Source organism: Janthinobacterium sp. BJB301 (assembly GCF_002735685.1).
Classification (GTDB): Bacteria; Pseudomonadota; Gammaproteobacteria; order Burkholderiales; family Burkholderiaceae_D; genus Janthinobacterium; species Janthinobacterium lividum.
Genome location: NZ_PDZJ01000002.1, coordinates 147423 through 169058, shown reverse-complemented (window position 1 = coordinate 169058; position 21636 = coordinate 147423). Strand labels below are relative to the sequence as shown.

General features: G+C 63.7%; 18 protein-coding genes. 12 read left to right on the top strand and 6 right to left on the bottom strand.

Annotated features, from left to right (window positions below):
- Positions 1 to 28: 28 nt before the first annotated feature.
- Both CSQ91_RS14100 and CSQ91_RS14095 read right to left on the bottom strand, forming a co-directional pair.
- Positions 29 to 2482: a TonB-dependent receptor gene (locus tag CSQ91_RS14100; protein ID WP_180278436.1), complete on the bottom strand. Its 2454-nt coding sequence runs from the start codon at positions 2480 to 2482 to the stop codon at positions 29 to 31.
- 507 nt (positions 2483 to 2989) lie between these two features.
- Complete coding sequence (locus CSQ91_RS14095; RefSeq protein ID WP_034750639.1) at positions 2990 to 4504, bottom strand: AMP nucleosidase; 1515 nt, start codon at positions 4502 to 4504, stop codon at positions 2990 to 2992.
- Positions 4505 to 4626: 122 nt separating this feature from the next.
- On the opposite strand from CSQ91_RS14095, the gene CSQ91_RS14090 reads away from it, so the two are divergent.
- From CSQ91_RS14090 to CSQ91_RS14075, 4 genes are all read left to right on the top strand, one after another.
- On the top strand, positions 4627 to 5223 hold the full coding sequence (locus CSQ91_RS14090; RefSeq protein ID WP_034783384.1) for a TetR/AcrR family transcriptional regulator: 597 nt from the start codon (positions 4627 to 4629) through the stop codon (positions 5221 to 5223).
- A 14-nt stretch (positions 5224 to 5237) separates the two neighbouring features.
- Positions 5238 to 6041, top strand: coding sequence for a type I methionyl aminopeptidase (gene map / locus CSQ91_RS14085; protein WP_052140206.1), 804 nt, complete (start codon positions 5238 to 5240; stop codon positions 6039 to 6041).
- Positions 6042 to 6043: 2 nt separating this feature from the next.
- On the top strand, positions 6044 to 6568 hold the full coding sequence (locus CSQ91_RS14080; protein ID WP_099388766.1) for a hypothetical protein: 525 nt from the start codon (positions 6044 to 6046) through the stop codon (positions 6566 to 6568).
- A 78-nt stretch (positions 6569 to 6646) separates the two neighbouring features.
- The gene (locus CSQ91_RS14075; RefSeq protein ID WP_070260323.1) at positions 6647 to 7291 is read left to right on the top strand and encodes an FABP family protein; all 645 of its coding nucleotides are present in this window, start codon (positions 6647 to 6649) and stop codon (positions 7289 to 7291) included.
- Positions 7292 to 7429: 138 nt separating this feature from the next.
- Here CSQ91_RS14075 and CSQ91_RS14070 read toward each other — a convergent pair whose 3' ends face one another.
- Both CSQ91_RS14070 and CSQ91_RS14065 read right to left on the bottom strand, forming a co-directional pair.
- Entirely contained in the window at positions 7430 to 9892 is a 2463-nt protein-coding gene (locus tag CSQ91_RS14070; RefSeq protein ID WP_099388765.1) for a tetratricopeptide repeat protein, read from the bottom strand.
- An 80-nt stretch (positions 9893 to 9972) separates the two neighbouring features.
- Positions 9973 to 10752, bottom strand: coding sequence for an AraC family transcriptional regulator (locus CSQ91_RS14065; protein ID WP_034783391.1), 780 nt, complete (start codon positions 10750 to 10752; stop codon positions 9973 to 9975).
- 101 nt (positions 10753 to 10853) lie between these two features.
- Between CSQ91_RS14065 and CSQ91_RS14060 the strand changes: the two genes are divergently transcribed.
- Together CSQ91_RS14060 and CSQ91_RS14055 are read left to right on the top strand one after the other, a co-directional pair.
- On the top strand, positions 10854 to 11744 hold the full coding sequence (locus tag CSQ91_RS14060; protein WP_099388764.1) for a DMT family transporter: 891 nt from the start codon (positions 10854 to 10856) through the stop codon (positions 11742 to 11744).
- A 38-nt stretch (positions 11745 to 11782) separates the two neighbouring features.
- Positions 11783 to 12379, top strand: a complete 597-nt coding sequence (locus CSQ91_RS14055; protein ID WP_180278435.1) for an O-methyltransferase — start codon at positions 11783 to 11785, stop codon at positions 12377 to 12379.
- 4 nt (positions 12380 to 12383) lie between these two features.
- Here the strand turns inward: CSQ91_RS14055 and CSQ91_RS14050 are convergent, their stop codons facing one another.
- On the bottom strand, positions 12384 to 12893 hold the full coding sequence (locus tag CSQ91_RS14050; protein WP_070281162.1) for a GAF domain-containing protein: 510 nt from the start codon (positions 12891 to 12893) through the stop codon (positions 12384 to 12386).
- Between the two features lie 68 nt (positions 12894 to 12961).
- Positions 12962 to 13852 (bottom strand): LysR family transcriptional regulator, encoded by an 891-nt coding sequence (locus CSQ91_RS14045; protein ID WP_257217347.1) that lies wholly within the window; start codon positions 13850 to 13852, stop codon positions 12962 to 12964.
- 94 nt (positions 13853 to 13946) lie between these two features.
- Between CSQ91_RS14045 and CSQ91_RS14040 the strand changes: the two genes are divergently transcribed.
- The 6 genes from CSQ91_RS14040 (at position 13947) to CSQ91_RS14015 (ending at position 21566) form a co-directional block, all read left to right on the top strand.
- Complete coding sequence (locus CSQ91_RS14040) at positions 13947 to 14933, top strand: aldo/keto reductase (RefSeq protein WP_099389266.1); 987 nt, start codon at positions 13947 to 13949, stop codon at positions 14931 to 14933.
- Between the two features lie 138 nt (positions 14934 to 15071).
- The gene (locus tag CSQ91_RS14035) at positions 15072 to 15896 is read left to right on the top strand and encodes a CheR family methyltransferase (protein ID WP_200880276.1); all 825 of its coding nucleotides are present in this window, start codon (positions 15072 to 15074) and stop codon (positions 15894 to 15896) included.
- 1 nt (position 15897) lies between these two features.
- Positions 15898 to 16506, top strand: a complete 609-nt coding sequence (locus tag CSQ91_RS14030) for a chemotaxis protein CheB (RefSeq protein WP_099388762.1) — start codon at positions 15898 to 15900, stop codon at positions 16504 to 16506.
- 108 nt (positions 16507 to 16614) lie between these two features.
- Positions 16615 to 17739, top strand: a complete 1125-nt coding sequence (locus CSQ91_RS14025; RefSeq protein WP_070281153.1) for a hybrid sensor histidine kinase/response regulator — start codon at positions 16615 to 16617, stop codon at positions 17737 to 17739.
- A complete protein-coding gene (locus tag CSQ91_RS14020; protein ID WP_099388761.1) occupies positions 17736 to 21119 on the top strand; it encodes a hybrid sensor histidine kinase/response regulator in 3384 nt (1127 codons plus the stop codon). The genes CSQ91_RS14025 and CSQ91_RS14020 overlap by 4 nt, the downstream gene beginning before the upstream one ends.
- A 48-nt stretch (positions 21120 to 21167) precedes the next feature.
- Complete coding sequence (locus tag CSQ91_RS14015) at positions 21168 to 21566, top strand: MAPEG family protein (protein ID WP_099388760.1); 399 nt, start codon at positions 21168 to 21170, stop codon at positions 21564 to 21566.
- The last annotated feature ends 70 nt before the right edge of the window (positions 21567 to 21636 follow it).

The following is a 21636-nucleotide window of genomic DNA, read 5'->3' as shown; positions in this document are numbered from 1 at the left end:
ATTTCAGGCCGCCGGGGATTGCGCTACATTACATGAACTTGTAGCCTGCGCCGATGTAGAAGTAACGGCCACGCACGTTGTACAGCTGGGCAAAGCCCAGGGTACCGTACTGGTTGCCTGCGCCCATGATGCTAAACGGCGGCATCTTGTCGAACAGGTTCTTGATGCCGGCCGTGAAGGTCAGGTTTTTCATCGCCACGTACTGGCCCGTCAGATCCACTTCGGTGTGCGAAGGAATCGTGCGGGTGCCAGGCTTGATTTCGTCGCGGCGCAAGTCCGAGTCGATCATGTCGCCTGTCGTGCGGATCACCAGGGAGCCGGACATATTGTCCTTTTCCAGGCTGGCCGTGAACGTGTTGCGGTACTTCGGATTCATGAACGTCTTCAGCGTGCTTTGCACCGGATCGGTTTCCGTATCCTGCGTTTCCATGCGGGTGTAGATGGTGGACGCATTGCGGATCGTGAATTTGCCGAACATCGTTTGCGGCGAGGTGTAGCGCAGGTCCGTATCGAAACCGCGCACTTCGGTGGTGGCCAGGTTCTGGTTGTTCAGCAGGATGCGGGCGTCGCCATTCTTGATTTCGACGTTGCCGCGCTCGATGGCCTTCAGTTCTGACAGGGTGCCGATTTCGTTCTTCTTGTCGATCTTGAAGTAATCGATGCTGACCGTCAGCGAGTTCACTGGCGAGAACACCATGCCCAGGTTGTAGGTCTTGCCCGTTTCCGGTTTCAAGTCCTTGTTGGAGCCGGAGACCTGGTAGTAGGAGAAGTTGGTACAGTTACCCGAGATCGAAGGGAAGGCATTGCAGATATCCTTGTCGTTCGTCGTGTAGGCGCCCGCATCGACGCCGCCGAACATCTGTTTCAGCGATGGCGCCAGGTAGCTGCCCGCATACGAGCCGCGGAACATCAGGTTGTTCAGCGGCTGGTAGCGCAAAGCCAGTTTAGGGCTGGTCTTGCTGCCGACATTCGAGATGTCGTCATAGCGCACGGCGACCTGTGCTTCGACGTTTTTCAGGAATGGAATCGACAGTTCGCCGAAGATGCCCTTGGAATTGCGGTCCGCCTTGACGGCAGCCTGCTGGATGCTGCCGAAGACCACGCCATCGATCTGGTTCTGGTCCGGTTGGTCGCTCAGCGTTTCCTTGTTGTACGACACGCCGACGGCGTAAGCCATCGCGCCGCCTGCCAGGTCCATGATCGGCGCGGAAGCCTTGGCATTGAAGAAGGTCAGTTCCGACTTGCCGGCGCGCGTAGGCGTCAGGCGGATCTTGTCGACGGCTGCCTGCGCGTTGTCGGTACGGGTCGGGTCGATCGAGCCATTCTTGATCGCTTCGTTGAACAGATCATAGTGCGCGTAGTTCGAATCGCGGTTGGTAGCCTTGCTCACGCCCTTGCCGATGGCTACATCCCAGTCGATGCCGCGCGTCGTGCCTTCCAGGCCCGTCGAGAACTGGGTCATTGTGCCCTTGCGGTTGGTCTTGCGCGGACCCATTTGCATGAAGCGGCCGGCAACAGTCTTGCCGTTGACCTGGAAATTGCCAGGTGCGGCCTGGGATTCGAAGTCATCCTTGCTTTCGGAATACGTAAATTCCGCAAACGCGCGGATGCTGTCGCTGATTTTCAGGCTGCCGATCAGCATGCCGCTGGCGCGGTCGGCGCCATTGGTCGAGGTCAGCAAGGTCTTGTTGACGTCGAAACGGCAGGAGCCGGCGCTCAGATCACCCGGTGGGCATGGCACCAGGGTGCCGCCGCCAGCGATATTGCCGCTAGGATGGAAGCCGCTGCGGCCATCGGGGCCGCCAAAACGGCGGAAGTCCGCCGAACGGGTCAGGTCGCGGTCCTTGCGGTAGATCGGATCGCGCTTGAACACGTCGACCGTGGCCAGCACGTTGAAGCCCTGGGTGTCATAGTCGCCAAAACCGTAGACGAGGTTAGCCGTCTTTTCCTTGGCGTCCGAACGCGAGCTTTGGCCGTAGCTGGTTTTCGCTTCCAGGCCCTGGTAGTTCTTTTTGGTGATGAAGTTCATCACGCCGGCCACCGCATCGGCGCCATAAATGGCCGAACCGCCGTCTTTCAGGATTTCAATGCGTTCCAGCGCGCTCAGCGGGATGGCGTTGACGTCGACTGCGGCGCCCGCGCCCGAACCGTCAGCCAGCGCATTGGTCGGCAGGCGGCGGCCGTTCAACAGGATCAGCACGTTGCGCTCGCTCAAGCCGCGCATCTTGATGTTGGTCGTGCCGGAGCCGGAAGGCGAGCTGGCGCTCAGTTCGCCCTGGTCATTGATGTCGATGGAGGCCAGGTTGCGTACCAGCTCGGCGACGCTGGTGGCGCCCGTGCGCTCGATATCTTTCTTGCTGTAAATTTCCACTGGCGCGGCGGTTTCCGCGTCCACGCGCTTGATGGCGGAACCGGTGACGACTACGCGTTGCAGTTTTTCCTCGCCAGCCTTGGCATCCTGCGCTTGGGCGGCTTGGTGCATGAAACCTGCGCTCATGACCAAGGTACCGGCAAACATCATGCGCAAGGATTTGCTTAATTTCTTTTCAATCATTGTCTGTCCTCCAACTAGGAAACTTTAGTTTCCTTAGGGTTTTATTTAGCTATTTGAAATTATTTTCAAAGTTACCATGTTTACAAATTTAGTATTTTAAATTTGCAATTCATCAGACCATTTTTTGATCTTGACTGTCAAGAACTGCCGGGTATTTGTGCATGCGCATGGCACACGCCAGAATGACGAGACATGAATTGAATTTGTGATGAGCAGGAAAGTATTAAATTCCAATTGTTAAATAAATTAAATTTGCCATTAGGAAAAATGATCGTTGAAAGTTCGGTGTTTGCCTGTTGCCTGTCTAGACAGCTGTTGTTTTTTTGTGACGATATTTTCGTCGTATAAGGCAGGGGGCCGGCATTGCCGTGACTGGGGGGCGTGGCCAAAAAAAAGCCGCCCGGCGAGGGCGGCTGACGTGGCGCATGGCGGGTGTTACTGGAACGCGACCTCGGCAAAACTGCGCAATTTCCGGCTGTGCAACCGGTCCACGCCCTGGCGGCGCAGCAGTTCCACGGCGCGGATGCCGATGCGCAGATGCTGGTCGACCCGCTCGCGGTAGAAGTGATTGGCCATGCCGGGCAGCTTGATTTCGCCGTGCAGCGGCTTGTCGCTCACGCACAGCAGGGTGCCGTAGGGAACGCGGAAGCGGAAGCCGTTGGCGGCGATCGTCGCGCTTTCCATGTCCAGCGCGATGGCGCGGCTCTGGCTGAAACGGCGCTCCGGCGTGCGCTGCGGCAGCAGTTCCCAGTTGCGGTTGTCCGTGCTGGCCACGGTCCCCGTGCGCATGATGTGTTTCAGATCGTGCCCCGTCAGCTGAGTGATTTCCGCCACGGCCGTTTGCAGCGCCTGCTGGATTTCCGCCAGCGGCGGGATCGGCACCCACAGCGGCAAGTCTTCGTCGAGCACATGGTCTTCGCGCACATACGCATGCGCCAGCACGTAGTCGCCCAGGCTTTGCGTAGTGCGCAAGCCCGCGCAATGGCCGAGCATCAGCCAGGCGTGCGGGCGCAGCACGGCGATATGGTCGGTGATGGTCTTGGCATTGGCGGGACCGACACCGATATTGACCATGGTGATGCCGCTGCCGTCCGCGCGCAGCAGGTGGTAGGCGGGCATCTGCGGCAGGCGCGGCGGCGCGGCGCCCAGCGCATCCTCGCTTTCGACCGTCTGGCCGACCCGGCGCGTGACGACGTTGCCCGGTTCGACAAAGGCGATATAGCCATCGTCGTCCGATGGCGCGGCCGCATCGGGCGCGCGGTCCATCATGGCGTGGCCCAGGCGGATGAATTCATCGATGTAGAACTGATAATTGGTAAACAGGACGAAGTTCTGGAAATGCTGCGGCGACGTGCCGCTGTAGTGGCGCAGGCGCTGCAGCGAGTAATCCACGCGCGGCCCCGTGAACAGCGACAGCGGCTGCGCTTCGCCATGCGCCGGTTCGTGCGTGCCGTTGGCGATGCCGTCGTCCATGGCCGACAGGTCGGGCAGGTCGAACAGGTCGCGCATGGCCAGGCGGCGGCCCGCGTCCATATTGCCTTCGATATGGTCATGCTCGGCGAACGAGAAGTGCACGGGAATGGGCTGGGCGCTCACGCCCACTTCCAGGTGCACCTTCTGGCCGCTGTTATGGTTTTTCAGCAGCAGGGTGAACTGGTCGAGGTAATAATCGCCGAACAGGTCGGGGCGCGTCAGGGTGGTTTCAAATACGCCGGGGCCGGCGACAAAACCGTAGGCCAGCGGCGAGTCGGCGCGCGCCACGGTGTCCGTCTGGATGCGCACGAAGGGGTAGCAGGCGCGCACTCTTTCGTGCATGTCTTCGCCGGCGACAAAACGCTGCAGCGCATCGCGCAAGTGTTCGATGCTGCTGCGGTAGATGGCTTGCACTTGTTCCAGCGCCAGGCGTGGATCGTCGAAGCGGGAGGAGGCGATGAAGGGGGGCGTAAGCAAGCGGATTCTCCTTGTGGCGGTTCGTGCATACCATTGTAAGGCAGCGAGGCAACTCTTGTTTGTCCCGTCTTCGCCGAACGGGAGCGCTTGACGGATTCAAATAGAATCTGTATTCTATTTGAATGGTCAGACTAGCCAAATTCAACGAAAACAACTTCATCGACAGCGCGATTGCCGTCGCCGCCCAGTGCGGCGTGGGTGCCGTCTCGATGGCCGCCATCGCCGTCAAGGCCGGTGCGCCCATCGGCTCCGTGTATCACCGCTTCGATTCGCGCAACGCCATCCTGGCGCGCGCCTGGCTGCGCGTGAAGAGCGACTTCCGCGAGGAAGTGGCCAGCCGCTGGCTCGGTGGCGACACCTGGGCCGGCGTGCACGGCTTGCTGGACTGGTGCCGGCGCAAGCCCGTGTATGCGCGCTTCCTGCTGCAATGCGCGGATAGCCCCGATTTCAGCAGTGGCCTCAGCGAGGAGTTGCTGGCCGCCGTCGAAGAAGAGCAGGCCGCGCTCGACGCCTGCTTTGTCCGCTGCGCCGAAGCCATGCCCGCCACCACGGAACTGGACCTCGATCACATGCTGCTCAAATTCGTCCTGATCGACGCCCCCGTGGCCGTCGTCAAGCCTTACCTGACCCAGGAGCGGCCGATACCTGCCAGCGTCGACGCCATGCTGCGCGCCTCGCACGATGCCGTGCGCGGCTGGGCCGCCCACACCACACACTAACCAAGAAGAAAACCATGCGCTATTCCACCCAGCTTGAACACGGCAAGAAAATCCCCCTGCACGACGAAGAAGGTTTCATCGGCATGCGCGCGGCCGGCCGCATCGCCGCCGACACGCTCGACTACATCGCGCCTTTCGTCAAGCCTGGCGTGTCGACGGCCAAACTCGACGCCCTGTGCGAAGAGTTCATGCGCGCCGCCGGCGCCATCCCCGGCACCATCGACTACCACGGCTACAAGCACGCCAGCTGCATCTCCGTCAATCACGTGGTCACGCACGGCATCCCGTCCGAAACGAAGATCCTGAAAGTGGGCGACATCCTCAATATCGACGTGACGCCGAAGTTCAACGGCTGGTTCGGCGACACCAGCCGCACCTTCAAGGTGGGCGCCGTCTCCATCCTGGCCAACCGCCTCGTCAACACGGCGTACGAAGCCATGATGGCCGGCATCCACACCGTGCGTCCCGGGGCTACCTTGGGCGACGTGGGCGCCGCCATTGAAGCGGTGGCCAAGGCGCAGGGATTTTCTTCCGTGCGCGATTTCTGCGGCCATGGCGTGGGCCAGGTCTTCCACGACACGCCGCAAGTGCTGCACTATGGCCGCGCCGGCACGGGCATCGTGCTGGAACCGGGCATGATCTTTACCATTGAACCGATGCTCAACGTGGGCAGCTACCAGGTCAAGGTCTTGCCGGACAAATGGACGACGGTGACGAAAGACCGTTCGCTGTCGGCGCAGTTCGAACACTCGTTGGCCGTGACGGAAACGGGCTTTGAAATCTTCACCCTGACCGGTTCGACCGCGCCGCTGGTGTAAGCATGGATGACGCGCGCCGGCAGCAGCTCACCGATATCGTCGCCGCGAAAGCCGGCGTGGATGTCGCTTGCGCGGCGCGCCACCTGGCGCTGCATGATGGCGACGTGGCGGCCGCCCTGCGCGGCATCGACGTGGAACGCTACACGCTGACGCAGCGTCTGCTGAACAAGTACCGGCGCGATCCGGAAGACGCGCTGCAGCACGTGGCGCTGGCCGTGCTGCAGCACGAAGGCATCCGCAGCGACAGCGTGCTGCGTGCCGAACGTATCGCGGCCCTGGCGCCGGAAGTGGCATGCGTGCTCACGCTGGCCGAGTGGCTGGCCTATGTGGACTGGGAAGGCTTCGACAGCGCCCTGTACGCGAATATCGACGCGGTGGCGGCGATCATCGCCGGTGCATTGGGCCTGCCCGAGGTGGCCGCCAACCTGCTGCAAACGCGCGATGAAGCCGTGTTTGAAACGCAGCGCCCCGCGCTGGCTGCCGCGGCCCTGCTGTTTATCGAGCGCCACACTACGCAGTTTCCCTGACGGCTGGCGCTTTGCCGCCGGGCGGCGCGCATCTTACAATGGTGGCAAGCACTGTTGCCCCATTTTGAAGATTTCCGCATGAGCGATTTTCCCGAAGATATCTATACCGAGCCGTCCGCCGACGTGCACACCCTGAACAACCTGGGCCCATTGACCGGCATGGCCGGCATCTGGACAGGCACGCGTGGCCTGGACGTCAAGCCGAAGGCCGATGGCCCGCGCAAGCAGGCTTTCGTCGAGCGCATCGAACTGCAACCGATCGACCCCGTCACCAACGGCCCGCAACTGTTCTACGGCTTGCGCTACTACATCCACATCACCAAGCCGGATCAGGTCAAAACGTATCATGAACAGGTGGGCTACTGGCTGTGGGAGCCGGCCACGGGCGCCGTGATCCAGACCCTGGCCATCCCGCGCGGCCAGATCGCCATGGCGTCCGGCACGACGACGGCGGACGCCACCAGTTTCGAACTGGTGGCCAAGCGCGATTCGACGGCGTACGGCATCTGCTCGAACCCTTTCCTCGAACATGCGTTCACCACCGTCGAATACCGCATCAAGGTCGATATCCACGCCGATGGCACCTGGGGCTACGACGAAGACACGGTCATGCTGATCCGTGGCAAAGATGAACCGTTCCACCATACGGACCGCAACCTGCTGACCAAAGTCGGCGAGCCGACGCCGAACCCGATGGCCCTGCAGGCGCTGGCGGCGGTGTAAAAATCAAAAAGCGGCGACTTTTTCCGCCGCTCTGCTGGAGCGCCTGAAAAATGCTCAGGGCTAGGCGCGTTGCCGCAGGCAGTACGAACGTACGGCCAGGCAACGCAACAACGCCATGGGCTTTTTCTCAGGTGCTCCTTAAGGCTGTCCCTGGGCCACGGCCTTGACCGCGCGCTCTTCGCCCATGGCGGCGGCGATCTTCCAGCGCTGCATGGCGCTGGCGCGGTCGGGGCGTTTCAAGCCCGCGCCTTCCCAGTCCATCAGCCCCAGGTTGTAGATGTCGCCCGCGCTGCCCTTGTCGGCGGCCAGGGTGAACCATTTGCGCGCTTCCTTGTGGTTGACGGGGATCTGGTAGCCGCGCACATGGTACAGCCCCAATAAGTGCATGGCTTGCGCATTGCCCTTGTTCGCGGCCTGTTTCAGCAGGTCGAGTCCGCGCGCCATGTTGCGCGGTTCCTGCCAGCCCTCGGCCAGCATCACGCCCTTCGCCGTCAGCGCATAGCTGTCGTTCTTCACGAGGCCCTTGCCGATCAGGGGCTTGGCGGCCACCTGGCGCGCTTCGCGCTGCTGCGCCGTCGGTGCCGTGACGGGGCCGGGCTTGCCTTCGCCCATCAGCAGCATCCAGCCATACAGGCCATACGCGCCGGCGTCGCCCTTGCCGACCAGGCTTTCCAGCATGGCCAGCGCCTGCGCCTTGTCGCCATTTTCGTACAGCTTGACGGCTTTGGCGCTACTGGCGTCCGGCGGCACGGCGGCCGGCGCATGGGGCGCGACAGGCACGGACGCCATGGCCGCCTGTGGCGGCGCGGAAACCGGGCGCACGCGCACGGGCAAGCCATAGCTGGCGGCCAGCACGGCCAGGCTGGCGGGAACGAGGATCAGCACTTGCGCCAGCTGGTTGCGGCGGCCCTTGCCGGCGATGCCCATGGCGCGTTCGGCTTGCTGTTCGCCGCCCAGCGCCTCGCTGAGCACGGCCTTCACCTTGCGGTTGAACAGCCAGTAGCCGGCGCCCGTGACGAGCAAGCCGGCGATGGCGGCCGCACCGCGACCGGCGAAGAACCAGGTGGCGATGGCGGCGGCCAAGGCGGCCAGCGCGCTTTTCCACCAGAATTGCTTGGCCAGCCGCGTGTAGACCTGGCGCAGGGCGCCGAGCACGCAGGTGCGCACATTCTGCGCATAGTCGGCGGAGACGACATCGACGTGCGCGTGGTCCGCGTCGCCGCTGAGGACCGATTCGATCACGTCCGCATTCAGTTCCGAGGCGGCCACGTCGCGCAGCGGCGTCAATAAACCCTGCACGTGGGCCGAGAACAGGCCGTCGTCGGCGCTGCCGGCCAGCGCATCGCTGAGCGCCTTGAGGTCGCCGCGCAGCAGCTTTTCCACGATGTCGTCCAGGGTCAGCCAGCGCAAGTCCGTGCCGTACGCCACCAGGTGGTGCTTTTCTGCGTTGCACGATGCGTCCAGGCGCACGATGCGCAGCTTGGCCGCATACAGGGCGTCGACTTCCTGCGGCTGGTCTTCATTGTAAATGCTCACTTTCGCCAGGGCCAGGCTGCTGGCGATGGCGGCCAGTGAGTGCACGCTTTCCTTGTCGCGGATGCGGCGCGCGTCGTCGGGCGCCTGCTTGGGCAGGCTGACGCTGTAGCCGGGCGCCACGTGCACGTCGACCCAGGCCGCCTTGCCCACCTTGCCGGAGCCGTCGCAGGGGTTGCAGCGCAAGTCGCCCACGCCGCTGCAGGTGCGGCAGGTGACGCTGCCGCTGGCGCGGCAGGTGGCGCAATTGATGTTGCCGGACCCATGGCAGGTGCTGCAACTGACCTTGCCGTAGCTGCAATGGTAGCAAGAGCGGTATTCGGTGCGGTACTGGGGCCGCGTTTCGCTGTGGTAGCTGGTGTGCGAGCTGCCGTTGCTGTAGGTGGTAGTGGGCACTTGCACCGTGATGTAGTCGGTGACCTGCTCGGACACCGTGCCGCTGCCGCTGCAATACGAGCACGATACCTTGCCGCTGCCGTAGCAGCCATAGGCGTCGCAGCTGACGGTGCGCCCGCCGTGGCAGCTCCAGCAGGTTTCCGTCGTCGCGCCGTGGCAGGTGTGGCAGCTGATGCGGCCTTTGCCGATGCAGTTGCTGCAAGTGTCCAGGTGCCAGTACTTGACGGCATGCGGCAGGTAGACGCCCGCTTCGACGCCGTTGTAGGCCTGGCCCGCCTGGCGCAATGCATTGTCGAGCTTGCCCGCCGCGCGGCGCAGCCGTTCCTTTTCCTGCGCGTGAGCGAGTGCTCCCACCTCGTGGGAGCCACAGTGGCAGTCATTGCCCGCTGGCGCGAAATAGCCATTGATGACGCGCTGCTCGAAGCGCGCTTCCAGTGCGTAATTGGCTTGCAGGGAAAAATCCTGCAGCACGTCTTCTTCGCCCAGCGGCGTGATGTCGTGCGGCTCGAAACGCGTCTTGTCCTGCACCAGGCTGCGCAGCTTGCCCAGGACGGTGGGTATCTCTTCCTTGTCGAGCTTGATGGGCGCTGGCGCCGTTACGGCCGTTGCTGACGCCTGGGGCATGTCCTCGCTGCCTTGGGTATCGGTGGCCGTGTCGGTGCTGGGGTTCATGCGCGTCCTTTTGCTCTCTGGAAAGATGTTTGAATTTTAGCATCCCCATATGACAAAGCCGACAGCCCTGGTCCGCTTTTTCAGCGCAGGCCGCGGCGGAACTGGTCGGGCGTGCCGCCGCTCTGGCGCCGGAACATGGCGATGAAAGCGGAAGCCGTGCTGTAGCCCAGTTCCAGCGCGATCGCTTGCACGGTGTCTCCCTGTTCCAGCAGGGGCAGGGCGGCCAGGAAGCGCTGGCGCTGGCGCCATTCGCCGAACGGCATGCCCAGTTCGCGCTGGCAGCGCCGGGCCAGGGTGCGCTCCGTGACATGCAGTTGCGCGGCCCACTCTGCCAGTGAGCGGTTACTGCCCGGTTCCGCCTGCAGGGCCGCCAGCAGCGCTGCGATGACGGGCTCGTCGCTGCCCGGCAGGTAGTTGCGGCTGCACGGCGCCAGCTGCAACTGGTCGACCAGCACTTGCGCCAGGCGCTGGTCGGCCAGGGTGGCGGGCGTGGTGACGCCGCGTTCGGCAAAGTCGCCGAGTATGGCTTTGAGCAAGGGACTCAATACCAGCGCGCACGGCTGCGCCGGCAACTGTGCGCACAGGCTGGCATCGATATAGGCCGAGTGAAATACGACATCCTGGCGGATATAACCGTCGTGCAAGGTCTCGGGCGGTATCCACACGGCGTACTGGGGCGGCGACAGATAGCGCTGGCCCGCCACCATGATCTCCATCACGCCCGTCGAGCAATACGTGAGTTGGCCCCACGGATGGCTCTGGTAATCGAATTGCTGGTGCGCGTGATAGTCGTCGAGACGGAAATACACGGGATAGGGCAAGGCGTCGGAAACGGCGGGGAAATGCTGGTTGCTGGCCATGGTGTCTTTGTCCTGTTCTTCGCATCATTTGTCCGGTATTCATTATATCCATGGAATCAGACCATGCGAAAATGACGGTCTTGAATATTGGAGTTCTTTGCATGCAAACCAGGCATTACCTGTTTCCCGTGATCGCCGTGCTGATCTGGGCCATCAATACCATCGTCAGCAAGATGGCCGTGGGCGTGATCGATCCGGCCGCCATCTCGTTCTACCGCTGGCTGCTGGCCGGCGTGCTGCTGGCGCTGGTCTTCAGCCGCGCCGTGTGGAAGCAGCGGGCCATCGTAAAACAGTATCTGGGAAAACTGTTTGTGCTGGGGATGCTGGGCATGGTCATGTACCAGTGCCTCGCCTACATCGCCGCGCAAACGACGACGGCGACGAATATGGGCATCCTCGCCTCCCTGATGCCGCTGCTGGCCGTGGGCCTGTCCGTGCTGTTGTTGAAAGAGGCGCCCACCGTGGGCGGCGTGTTTGGCGGCCTCGTGTCGCTGCTGGGACTCGGCTATCTGCTCAGCCATGGCGATCCGGCCGCCCTGATCTCCCATGGCGCGGCCGTTGGCGACGCCCTGATGCTGCTGGCCTGCCTGTCGTATGCGGGCTATGGCGTGCTGCTCAAGCGCTGGAGGATTCCCCTGAATAACTGGCACTCGCTGCTGATCCAGGTGTGGTGCGCCGTGCCCGTGCTGTTCGTGTATTACCTGAGCCAGTCCGCGCCGCCCGTGACCGGCGCCGGCTTGCCGCTGGTGCTGTTTGCCGGCATCCCCGCGTCCATCATCGCGCCGTTCTTGTGGATGCATGGCCTGGCCAAGCTGGGACCGAGCCGCGCCACGACGCTGATGAATCTGCTGCCCGTGTTCACGGTCATCATCGCCATGCTGTTCCTCGGTGAAACCTTGCACAGCTACGATGTGATCGGCGGCGGCGTGACCCTGCTGGGCGTGGTGATGGTGCAATATCTGAAGCGCCCCCTGCGCCGTGCCAAAGCCTAGTTTTCTTGCTATGCTGATGCTTTGCACAAGGAGGCGGCATGCACAGCATCGATACCCTCGATACCCTGTTAAGCGAACTGGAAGCATTCGGCAACGCCAATGACGCGGCGCATGTGGAGCGGGCCAGCCGCATGCTCAATATCACGCGCGACACGGGCGAATTGCTGGCCGTGATGGTGCGCGCGCGCGGTGCGCGGCGGGTGCTGGAAATCGGCACCTCGAACGGTTATTCCACCCTGTGGCTGGCGCGCGCGGTACAGGCGCTGGGCGGCAGCGTGGTGACGGTGGAAAAGGCGCAGGACAAGTTCGACATGGCGCATGCCAACTTTGTGCGCGCACAATTGCAGGGCGTGATCGGGCAATTGCTGGCGGACGCGGGCGACGTGCTGCGCGATGCGGCCGACGGCGCCTACGATTTCATCTTCCTCGATTCCGCGCGCCAGCAATATGAGTCCTGGTGGCCGCAGCTGGACCGCGTGCTGGCGGCCGGCGGCGTGCTGGTGGTCGACAACGCCAGTTCGCACTACGCGGACATGGCCGGTTTTATCGAGGCCATCCGCGCCGACAGCCGCTACACGGCGTGCCTGGCGACGGTCGGCAAGGGCGAATTCATCGCCGTCAAGGCGGGCAACTAGTTAATTACTCGGCGACGATAGCCGCTTCCAGCACGCGCACCAGCGATTCGACGCCTTGCGCGTCGACATCGTCGAAGCGGCCGGGCAAGGGGCTGTCGAGGTCGAACACGCCGATGATTTGACCCTGCGCAAATACGGGCACCACCAGTTCAGAACGGGAATTGACGTCGCAGGCGATGTGGCCGGGAAACGCGTGCACATCCTGCACGACGATGGACTTGCCTTCGACCACGGTGGTGCCGCACACGCCGCGGCCCTTCTTGATGCGGATGCAGGCCGGCTTGCCCTGGAACGGTCCCAGCACCAGTTCCTCGCCTTTCAGGAAGTAAAAGCCGGCCCAGTTGAGGCCCGGCATCGTGTTGAAGACCAGCGAACTGAAGTTGGCCGTATTGGCGATGAAATCGCTCTCGCCCGACAGCAAGCCTTGCAGCTGGGAGCGCAGGTCCGCATACATGGCTTGCTTGGCTGCGGGAGTATCGGTGCCGTAGGCGGCGTCGCTGATGGTAAACGTCATGGTCTTAGTGGCGCTCGAAAATGGGGAAGGCGCCATGGTAGCGCGTCTGGCGCATCCGTGCCCGGCCCTCATTTTTTCAGATGTTCTTGCGCCAGCTGGCGCAGCAGGGGCAGGGCCGCATGGCCGTGCTCTTCCCGCCAGGCCAGGCCGATGCCGGCCGCCAATTCCTCGCCTTCCTGCAATGGCCGGTAGACCACGCCGGCCAGGCGCAGCGCGCGGAAGGAATCGGCCAGCAGGGCCATGCCCTTGCCGGCTGCCACATCGCCGAGCAGCACATGGTGGTCGGGGGCTTCGCGCAGGAATATCGGCGCGAAACCATGCCGGCGGAAAACTACCTGGCAATGGTCGAAGAAGGCGGGCTGGCGCGCCCGTTCGAACCAGTAAATCGATTCTGCCGCGATGTCGGCCAGGCTGAGCTTGCGCTTTTTCGCCAGCCGGTGCCCGGCGGGCAAAGCCAGCATCATGGGCTGGCGCGCCAGCGGCTGCACGGCCAGCTCGAAGGTGGAGCTGGGTAAGGCTAGCAGGGCCGCGTCCAGCTGGCCCTTGCGCACGGCCGCGACCAGGCGCGGCGACGGTGCGGCCGTCAGTTCCAGGCGTATATTGCCCAGTTGCCCCTCCAGCGCCGCCAGCAGCGGGCGGAACAGGCCGGCCGCCACGGCACTCGTCAGGCCCAGGCGCAGGCGCGCGGGCGCGCTGTCACGCTGCAGCGATTCTTGCGCCGTCTCCAGCAAATCGAGGATGTGCAGCGCCTGCGGCAGCAGGGTGCGGCCCGCCTGCGTCAAGGCCACGCCCTGCGTGTCGCGCTCGAACAGGCGCGCGCCCAGCCGCTCTTCCAGCCCCTTGATGGCGCGCGACAAGGGCGGCTGGGTCATGTGCAACTGTTCCGCTGCCTGGCGGAAGTTCAGGCAGCGGGCGACGGCGCAAAACAGGGTCAAGGCATGGGTGTCGAGGGCTCTCATACCAGAAAGGTATCACGAAATCGCGCATTCCCTTGCCAGCCGGTGCGGCCTAGACTGGCTGCATTGAGTCAACGTGAGGGAGATCTACATGCAACTGCAACAACGACGGATCGGCCATAGCGGCTTGACCAGCTCGGCATTGGGCCTGGGCTGCATGGGCATGTCGGAATTCTATGGCGCGACGGACGAGGCGCAATCGCTGGCCACCCTAGAAGCGGCGCTGGCGGCGGGCGTGACCCTGTTCGACACGGCCGACGCCTACGGTTTCGGCCACAACGAGCAATTGCTGGGGCGCTTCCTGGCAGCCCATCGCGGACAGGCCCTGGTCGCCACCAAGTGCGGCCTGGCGCGCGAGGCGGGCAGTTATGCGCGCCGCGTCGACAATTCCCCCGCCTACATCCGCCAGGCATGTGTAGCGTCGCTGGCGCGCCTGGGCGTGGAGAGCATCGACCTGTTCTACCTGCACCGCCTGAACCTGGAGACGCCACTGGAGGAATCGATGGGCGCGCTGGCGCAGCTGCTGCAAGAGGGCAAGATCCGTGCCGTGGGCCTGTGCGAAGTAAGTGCCGCCACCCTGTTGCGCGCGGCGGCGCTCTGCCCCGTGGCCGCAGTGCAGAGCGAATATTCGCTGTGGACGCGCGAACCGGAGCAGGGTGTGCTGGCCGCCTGCCGCGAAGTGGGCGCCAGTTTCTTTGCCTACAGCCCGCTGGGGCGCGGTTTCCTGACGGGTGCCATTGCCGATGCGGCCAGTCTCGACGCGGGCGACTTTCGCCAGTTCAATCCCCGTTTCGCGGCCGGGAACCTGGCGCGCAACCAGGCCATCGTCGCGCAAGTCAAGGGCATCGCGCGCGCAAAAGGCTGCACGCCGGCCCAGCTGGCGCTGGCCTGGCTGCTGGCGCAAGGCGACGACATCATTCCCATTCCCGGCACCAAGCGCATCGCCTACCTGCACGACAACCTCGGCGCGCTGGCCGTGCATCTGGACGGCGCCGAACTGGCGGCGATGAATGCCGCCTTTCCCTTGGGCATGGCAGCGGGCGCGCGCTACACGGAGGAAGGGATGAAGGGCGTGGATGCCTGAAAAAGATGGCGCAGTGTACGCCAGCGTACCTAACTGATACTTTCCATGCGGGATAATCGCCAGTGATCTGCTAGCATTTGGCAGTGCTGCATGGTGTGCGTTGCACTGTGTTCAACGGTCTGGTATCCGATGAGGTGGATGTTGTTAGATGACGATATTTTCGATATAGAACTGAAGTTATTGCTTGAGGGAATACTGCTGCGGTATCAGCACGATTTCCGCGACTATTCCGTCGCGTCGCTGCGCCGGCGCATGCGCCAGGCCATGGAGCGCTTTGGCTGCGCCAGCCTGTCGCAATTGCAGGACCGTATCTTGCACGAGCCGGCCATGTTCGCGCAGATGCTGCAGTTTTTCACCGTGCAAGTGAGCGAAATGTTCCGCGATCCCGCATATTTCCGCGCCTTGCGCGAAAAAGTCGTGCCCATCCTGCACACCTATCCCTCCATCAAGATCTGGGTGGCCGGCTGCAGCAGCGGGGAAGAAGTGTGGTCGCTGGCCATCTTGCTGGAAGAAGAGGGCTTGCTTGAGCGCAGCATGATTTACGCGACCGATATCAATGTGGAAGCGCTGGCTGCGGCCGAAGCGGGCATCTATCCGATCGAGCGCATCGCCCAGTTCAGCGAGAATTACCAGCTGGCGGGCGGCAAGCGCTCGCTGTCCGACTATTACACGGCCGCCTACAAGGGCGCCATCTTTGAGCGGCGCTTGCGGCGCCAGTTCGTTTTCGCCGACCACAGCCTGGCGACGGATAGCGTGTTTTCGGAGGTGCACATGGTTTCCTGCCGTAACGTCATGATTTACTTCAATAAAGACTTGCAAGACCGCAGCCTGGGCCTGTTCCACGAAGCGCTGGTGAACCGGGGCTTCCTGGGCCTGGGCATGAAGGAAAGCCTGCACTTCAGCCGCCATGCGGCCAGCTTCAACGAGCTGAGCCCGGCTGAACGCATCTTCCAGCGTGCCTGACATGTTGCCGACCAGCGACGTCGCGCCACCACCCGCCGGCCTGCGCCTGATCGCCATCGGCGCCTCGGCCGGCGGCGTGGAAGCGCTGGGCATCGTGCTGCGTGCCTTGCCCGCCACCTGCCGCGCAAGCGTGGTGGTGGTGCTGCACCTGGCGCCGGGCCGCTCGAGCCAGTTGCCGCATCTGTATGCGGAACGTTGCCACTTGCCCTTGCGCGAGGCGCAGGACAAGGAACCTCTGGAGACGGGGGTCGTGTATTTCGCCCCACCCGATTACCACCTGCAAGTCGAACCCGATGGCTGTTTTTCCCTGTCGCAGGAAGCACCCGTGTATTTTTCGCGCCCGTCCATCGATGTCTTGCTGGAAACAGCCGCGTACGCCTACCGGCGCGCCATGCTGGCCATCATCCTGACGGGTGCCTCGGCCGATGGCGCGGCGGGCCTGGCGCGCGTGCGGCAGCTGGGCGGCAGTGCCTGGGTGCAAGACCCGCAGCGGGCCAGCTATGGCATCATGCCGGCCGCCGCGCTCAAGCGGGCCGGCGCCGACCGCGTGCTCGATTTGCCGCAGATGGCCGCCAGCCTGGCTCTGCTGGACAACGGGGAGGACAAGTGAATGGCGGCATGACAGTGCGTGTAATATATATGCAAAGACTGAAACAATATTAATTTCCATATCAAAACATTATGGCATTTTGCCGTGACGATGCCTGAAGACCGATCCGTGACCGCTCCTATCCATATCCTCGTCGTTGATGACATCGCGCAAAACCTGGTCGCCGCCGAAGCCGTGCTGGCACGGCCCGGTATTATCATCCTGAAGGCCAGCTCGGGCGCGCAAGCGCTGGAATTGCTGTTGACGCATGAAGTGGCGCTGGCCCTGATCGACGTGCAAATGCCGCAGATGGATGGTTTCGAGCTGGCCGAATTGATACGCGGCAGCGAGCGCACGCGCAGCATTCCCCTAATTTTCCTCACGGCCGCGTCGCGTGAACCGAGCTACAGTTTCCGTGGCTACGAGGCGGGCGCCGTCGATTTCCTGTACAAGCCCATCGACGTGAAAGCCTTGCAAAGCAAGGTGGCCGTGCTGGTCCAGCTGTACCAGCAGAAACGCGAATTGTCGGCCCAGCTCGACGAGCTCAAGCATGCGCTGCACCTCAATGAACTGTTCACGGCCGTGCTGGGCCACGACTTGCGCACGCCCCTGTCGGTGGTGATGAACGGCGCCATGCTGTTGCCGATGATGAGCGACCACCCGAAAGTGGTCGTCACGGCGCAGCGCATCGAAAGCAGCGCCAAGCGCATGGGCCGCATGGTCGACCAGTTGCTGGACCTGGCGCGCATCCGCTCGGGCACGATGGAGTTGCGCAGCAGCACGCACGACTACTTGGCGCTGGCGCGCGCCATCGTCGACGAGTTCGAGACGGCGGGCCAGGCCCCGCTGGTCGAGATCAGCAGCGTGGGCGAGCTGCACGGGCAATGTGATGCGGGCTTGTTGTCGCAAGTCATCTCGAATCTGTTATGCAATGCCATCACGCATGGCGAGGCGGGCACGCCGGTGCAACTGGCCCTGGACGGACGCGACGCCGACAGCATTGAATTGCGCATCGCCAATCGTGGTGTCATCCCTGCCGCCTTGCTGCCGACCCTGTTCGAACCGTTCCAGCAGGCGGGCGAGAAACGCAGGACGGGGCAGGGCCTGGGGCTGGGCCTGTACACGGTGAATATGTTCGTCAAGGCCCACGGTGGCACGGTCGAGCTCAGTTCGACGGCGACGCAGGGCACGGTGGCGACGGTGCGCATCCCGCGCCAGTGCCAGGTGCGCGTGCAAGCGGGACTGTCCACATGAGCGCGCCAGCCTGGCCGCGCGGCGGCGGCAGCATGGGCGAGCTGCTGCGCCGGCGCGACTGGTCCGCCACCAGCCTGGGCGCCCTCGATGGCTGGCCCGCGAATTTGCGCACCAGCGTCGACATCGTGCTCCATTCGCCGATGGCGATGGTGCTGATGTGGGGGCCGCAGCACGTGATGATTTACAACGACGACTACATCCAGATCGCCGGGGAGCGCCATCCGGCTGCGCTGGGCGGCACGGTGCCGGCCGTCTGGCCCGAGATATGGGACTGGAACGCGCGCATCCTCGAAGCGGGGCTGCGCGGCGAGACGCAGGTGCACCGCGAGTGCTGCCTGCCGCTGTTGCGTGACGGACAGCGCACGGACGTCTGTTTCGACCTGTATTACACCCCCGTGCATGGCGCCGACGGCCAGGTGGATGGCGTACTGTGCACGGCGCTGGAATTGACGGCGCGCATGGAGGAGGGGCGCCAGCTGAAGCTGGCCACGGCCGAACTGGGCGAACTCAACACCACCTTGCAGGCCGAGGGCGAGGCCGTGCGCGAGGCCAACCGCCGTCTCGCCGAGGAGCGCGCGCTGCTGCGCGCCCTGTTCCAGCAGGCGCCCAGCTTCATGGCCATGCTGCGCGGGCCGCAGCACGTGTTCGAGCTGGCGAACGAGCATTATCTGCGCCTGGTGGGGCACCGCGATTTGCTCGGCAAGACAGTCGAAATGGCCTTGCCCGAAGTCAAGGCGCAAGGTTTCATCGAGCTGCTCGACCAGGTCTACCGCACGGGCGTGCCCTTCGAAGGGCGCCAGGTGAAGGTGGATTTGCAGACGGCGGACGGGCTGACGGGCCAGCGCCATATCGACTTCGTCTACCAGCCCATCAAGGATGACGAGGGCGTGGTCACGGGCATCCTCGTCGAAGGCATCGACGTCACCGAGCGCATGGAAGGCGAGGAGCGGCTGCGCCTGGCCCAGCAGGCGGGCGGCATCGGCACCTTCGAATGGTTCCCCGATACGGGCGCGATGGTGGTGTCGCCTACCTTCCGCCGCCTGTGGGGCATTGCCGACGAGGAAGTGGTGACGGAACGCCTGCTGGTGAGCCTGGTCGATGCGCGCGACCAGCAAAAGGTCGGACCCAGCAAGCTGGATCTGGCGCCCAATCCCCTCGAATACGTGGAGTACCGGATCCGCCGTCCCGCCGATGGCGCGCTGCGCTGGATCGCGCGCCAGGGCGAGGTGGTGGCCGGCCGCGTGCCGGGCCAGCGCCGCTATGTCGGCGTGTCGTTCGACGTGACGGAGCGGCGCCACATCGAAGATGAACTGAACGCCAGCCAAGAGCGCATGGCCGCCATTTTCGGCCAGGCCTCGGTGGGCTTGTCGGAGCTGGGCCTCGATGGCCGCTTCCAGCGCGTCAACGGCGCCCTGTGCCGCATGCTGGGCCGTTCCGCCGAAGAACTGCTGAGCTTGAACATGAACGACATCATGCATCCGGCAGACGTGCCTGGCAACGGCGTGCTGTTCCAGCGCCTGGTGGAAACGGGCGAGTCGTTCTCGCTGGAAAAGCGCTACCTGAAGCCCGATGGCTCGCAAGTGTGGGTGTCGAGCAATGTCAGCCGCCTGGTCGATGAGCAGGGTCATACGCGTTCCCTGATCGCCGTCAAGACGGATATCACGGACCGGCGCCGCGTGGAAAAAGCGCTGCATGAATTGAACGAAACGCTGGAACACCGGGTCGAACAAGAAGTGGGTGAGCGCACCAAGGCCGAAGACGCCTTGCGCCAGGCACAAAAGATGGAAGCCGTGGGCCAGCTGACGGGGGGGATCGCGCACGATTTCAACAATGTGCTGCAAATCATTTCCGGCAATTTGCATTTGCTGCATCACCTGGCGGGCACGGATGGCTTGATGCGCCAGCGCCTGGACACGGCGATTGCCGCCGTCGAGCGGGGCGCCAAGCTGTCGTCGCATTTGCTGGCATTTGCGCGGCGCCAGCCCTTGCAACCCGTGGTGGCCGATCTGGCGCGCGTGGTGCGCAACATGGATGCGCTGTTGCGGCGCGCCCTGGGCGAAGCGATCGACATCGTGCTCGTGGGCGGCGGCGGACTGTGGAATACCCTGATCGACCGCAGCCAGATCGAGAACGTCATCCTCAACCTGGCCATCAATGCGCGCGACGCCATGGATGGCGTGGGCAAGCTGACCATCGAGCTTGGCAACGTCGTGCTCGACGAACAGTATGTGCATAATCTGGTCGACGTGCCGGCAGGCCAGTACGTGATGCTGTCGGTGACGGATACGGGCCGCGGCATGAGCGGCCCCGTGCTGCAGCGCGCGTTCGAGCCGTTCTTCACGACCAAGCCGGAAGGCGCAGGCACGGGCCTGGGCCTGTCGATGGCGTATGGTTTTGTCACGCAAAGCCGCGGCCATATCCGCATCTACAGTGAACCTGGCGTGGGTACGGGAGTCAAAATCTATTTGCCCCGCTCGCTGATGGCGGAAGCGGACGAGGAACTGGAGCTGAGCGGCGTCGTCACGGGCGGCACGGAAACGGTGCTGGTGGTGGAAGACGACGTGGGCGTGCGCACCACCGTGGTCGACATGCTCGGGGCGCTCGGCTACAAGGTGCTCAAGGCCGAGGATGGCGAAAGCGCGCTGGCCGTGCTGCACAGCGGCGCGCAGATCGACTTGCTGTTTACGGACGTGATCATGCCCGGTCCCGTCAGCAGCACGGAGATGGCGCGCCAGGCGCGCGAGTTGCAGCCCGATATCGCCGTGCTGTTTACCTCGGGCTACGCGCAGGATGTCATCGTGCACGAAGGGCGTCTCGATGCGGGGGTGGAATTGCTCAGCAAACCGTACCGGCGCGAAGAGCTGGCGCGCAAGCTGCGCCATGTGCTGGCCAACCGCCAGCAGCAAATGCGCGCGCGCCAGTTTGAACGGTCCGGCGCGCCGGTGGCCGGCAGCACCTCGGCCAGCGTGCGGGGAAGCGGCACGCCGGGGCTGGACTTGACGGGCCATGCGCCAACACCGCAGGGTGACATGCCGACATCGATGAAAATACTCGTGGTGGAAGACAATCTCGATTCGCAGCTGATGGTGTGCGAACTGGTGGGTATGCTGGGCCACACGGTCAGCGGCGTATCCGATGGCGAGGCGGCGTGGGATCTGCTCAACGAGCAAGACTTCGATATCCTGTTTACGGATGTCAGCCTGCCCGGCATGTCCGGCATCGCATTGGCACGCATGGTGCTGCGCGATAAACCGGACATGCGCATCATCTTTTCCACGGGCTATGGCAAGGAATCGATGGATGAGCTGGGCTTTTCCGCCAGCGTCTTGCGCAAGCCTTATGATTTGATGGAGTTGCAAGCGGCACTCGACCAACCCTGACGGGCATGCGCCGGCACGGCTTGCCTGTCTCACCCGCAGAGGTAAAGGATGACCCCTGAATTGACGATGCTGGCCTGTACCTTGGTGCTGGCGCTGCTGCAAATCCTGCTGCCCGCGCTGTTTCGCACGCGCGAAACAGGCACGACCTATAACGTGAGCGCGCGCGATGGCGACGGGCCGCCCGTGGGCAAGATCACGGGCCGCTTGCGGCGGGCCCAGGCGAACCTGTTCGAAACCCTGCCCCTGTTCGCCGCCGCCGTGCTGATCGCCCACGTGACGGCGCAGGAAAGCGCGCTGACCCTGTACGGCGCCGCCCTGTACCTAGCCGCGCGCGTGCTGTATTTGCCCCTGTATGCGTTTGGCGTGCCTGTCGTGCGCACGCTCGTCTGGTGCGTGTCGATTGCCGGTCTGCTGATGCTGTTCTGGGCCATCCTGTTTGCTTCCTGAATTCCTACGCCGGCTGTGGCGCCCGTCCTATGGCGGTGCGCCAGGCCCGGCCGTAAAGTAGCTGCACCTG

Bases quoted from the DNA above. Each gene is read 5' to 3' on its own strand.
- CSQ91_RS14100 (WP_180278436.1), bottom strand. From the start codon at position 2,482: ATGCACCAAGCCGCCCAAGCGCAGGATGCCAAGGCTGGCGAGGAAAAA.
- CSQ91_RS14090 (WP_034783384.1), top strand. From the start codon at position 4,627: ATGGTCAGACTAGCCAAATTCAACGAAAACAACTTCATCGACAGCGCG.
- map (WP_052140206.1), top strand. From the start codon at position 5,238: ATGCGCTATTCCACCCAGCTTGAACACGGCAAGAAAATCCCCCTGCAC.
- CSQ91_RS14080 (WP_099388766.1), top strand. From the start codon at position 6,044: ATGGATGACGCGCGCCGGCAGCAGCTCACCGATATCGTCGCCGCGAAA.
- CSQ91_RS14075 (WP_070260323.1), top strand. From the start codon at position 6,647: ATGAGCGATTTTCCCGAAGATATCTATACCGAGCCGTCCGCCGACGTG.
- CSQ91_RS14070 (WP_099388765.1), bottom strand. From the start codon at position 9,892: ATGAACCCCAGCACCGACACGGCCACCGATACCCAAGGCAGCGAGGAC.
- CSQ91_RS14065 (WP_034783391.1), bottom strand. From the start codon at position 10,752: ATGGCCAGCAACCAGCATTTCCCCGCCGTTTCCGACGCCTTGCCCTAT.
- CSQ91_RS14060 (WP_099388764.1), top strand. From the start codon at position 10,854: ATGCAAACCAGGCATTACCTGTTTCCCGTGATCGCCGTGCTGATCTGG.
- CSQ91_RS14055 (WP_180278435.1), top strand. From the start codon at position 11,783: ATGCACAGCATCGATACCCTCGATACCCTGTTAAGCGAACTGGAAGCA.
- CSQ91_RS14050 (WP_070281162.1), bottom strand. From the start codon at position 12,893: ATGACGTTTACCATCAGCGACGCCGCCTACGGCACCGATACTCCCGCA.
- CSQ91_RS14045 (WP_257217347.1), bottom strand. From the start codon at position 13,852: ATGAGAGCCCTCGACACCCATGCCTTGACCCTGTTTTGCGCCGTCGCC.
- CSQ91_RS14035 (WP_200880276.1), top strand. From the start codon at position 15,072: ATGTTGTTAGATGACGATATTTTCGATATAGAACTGAAGTTATTGCTT.
- CSQ91_RS14030 (WP_099388762.1), top strand. From the start codon at position 15,898: ATGTTGCCGACCAGCGACGTCGCGCCACCACCCGCCGGCCTGCGCCTG.
- CSQ91_RS14020 (WP_099388761.1), top strand. From the start codon at position 17,736: ATGAGCGCGCCAGCCTGGCCGCGCGGCGGCGGCAGCATGGGCGAGCTG.
- CSQ91_RS14015 (WP_099388760.1), top strand. From the start codon at position 21,168: ATGACCCCTGAATTGACGATGCTGGCCTGTACCTTGGTGCTGGCGCTG.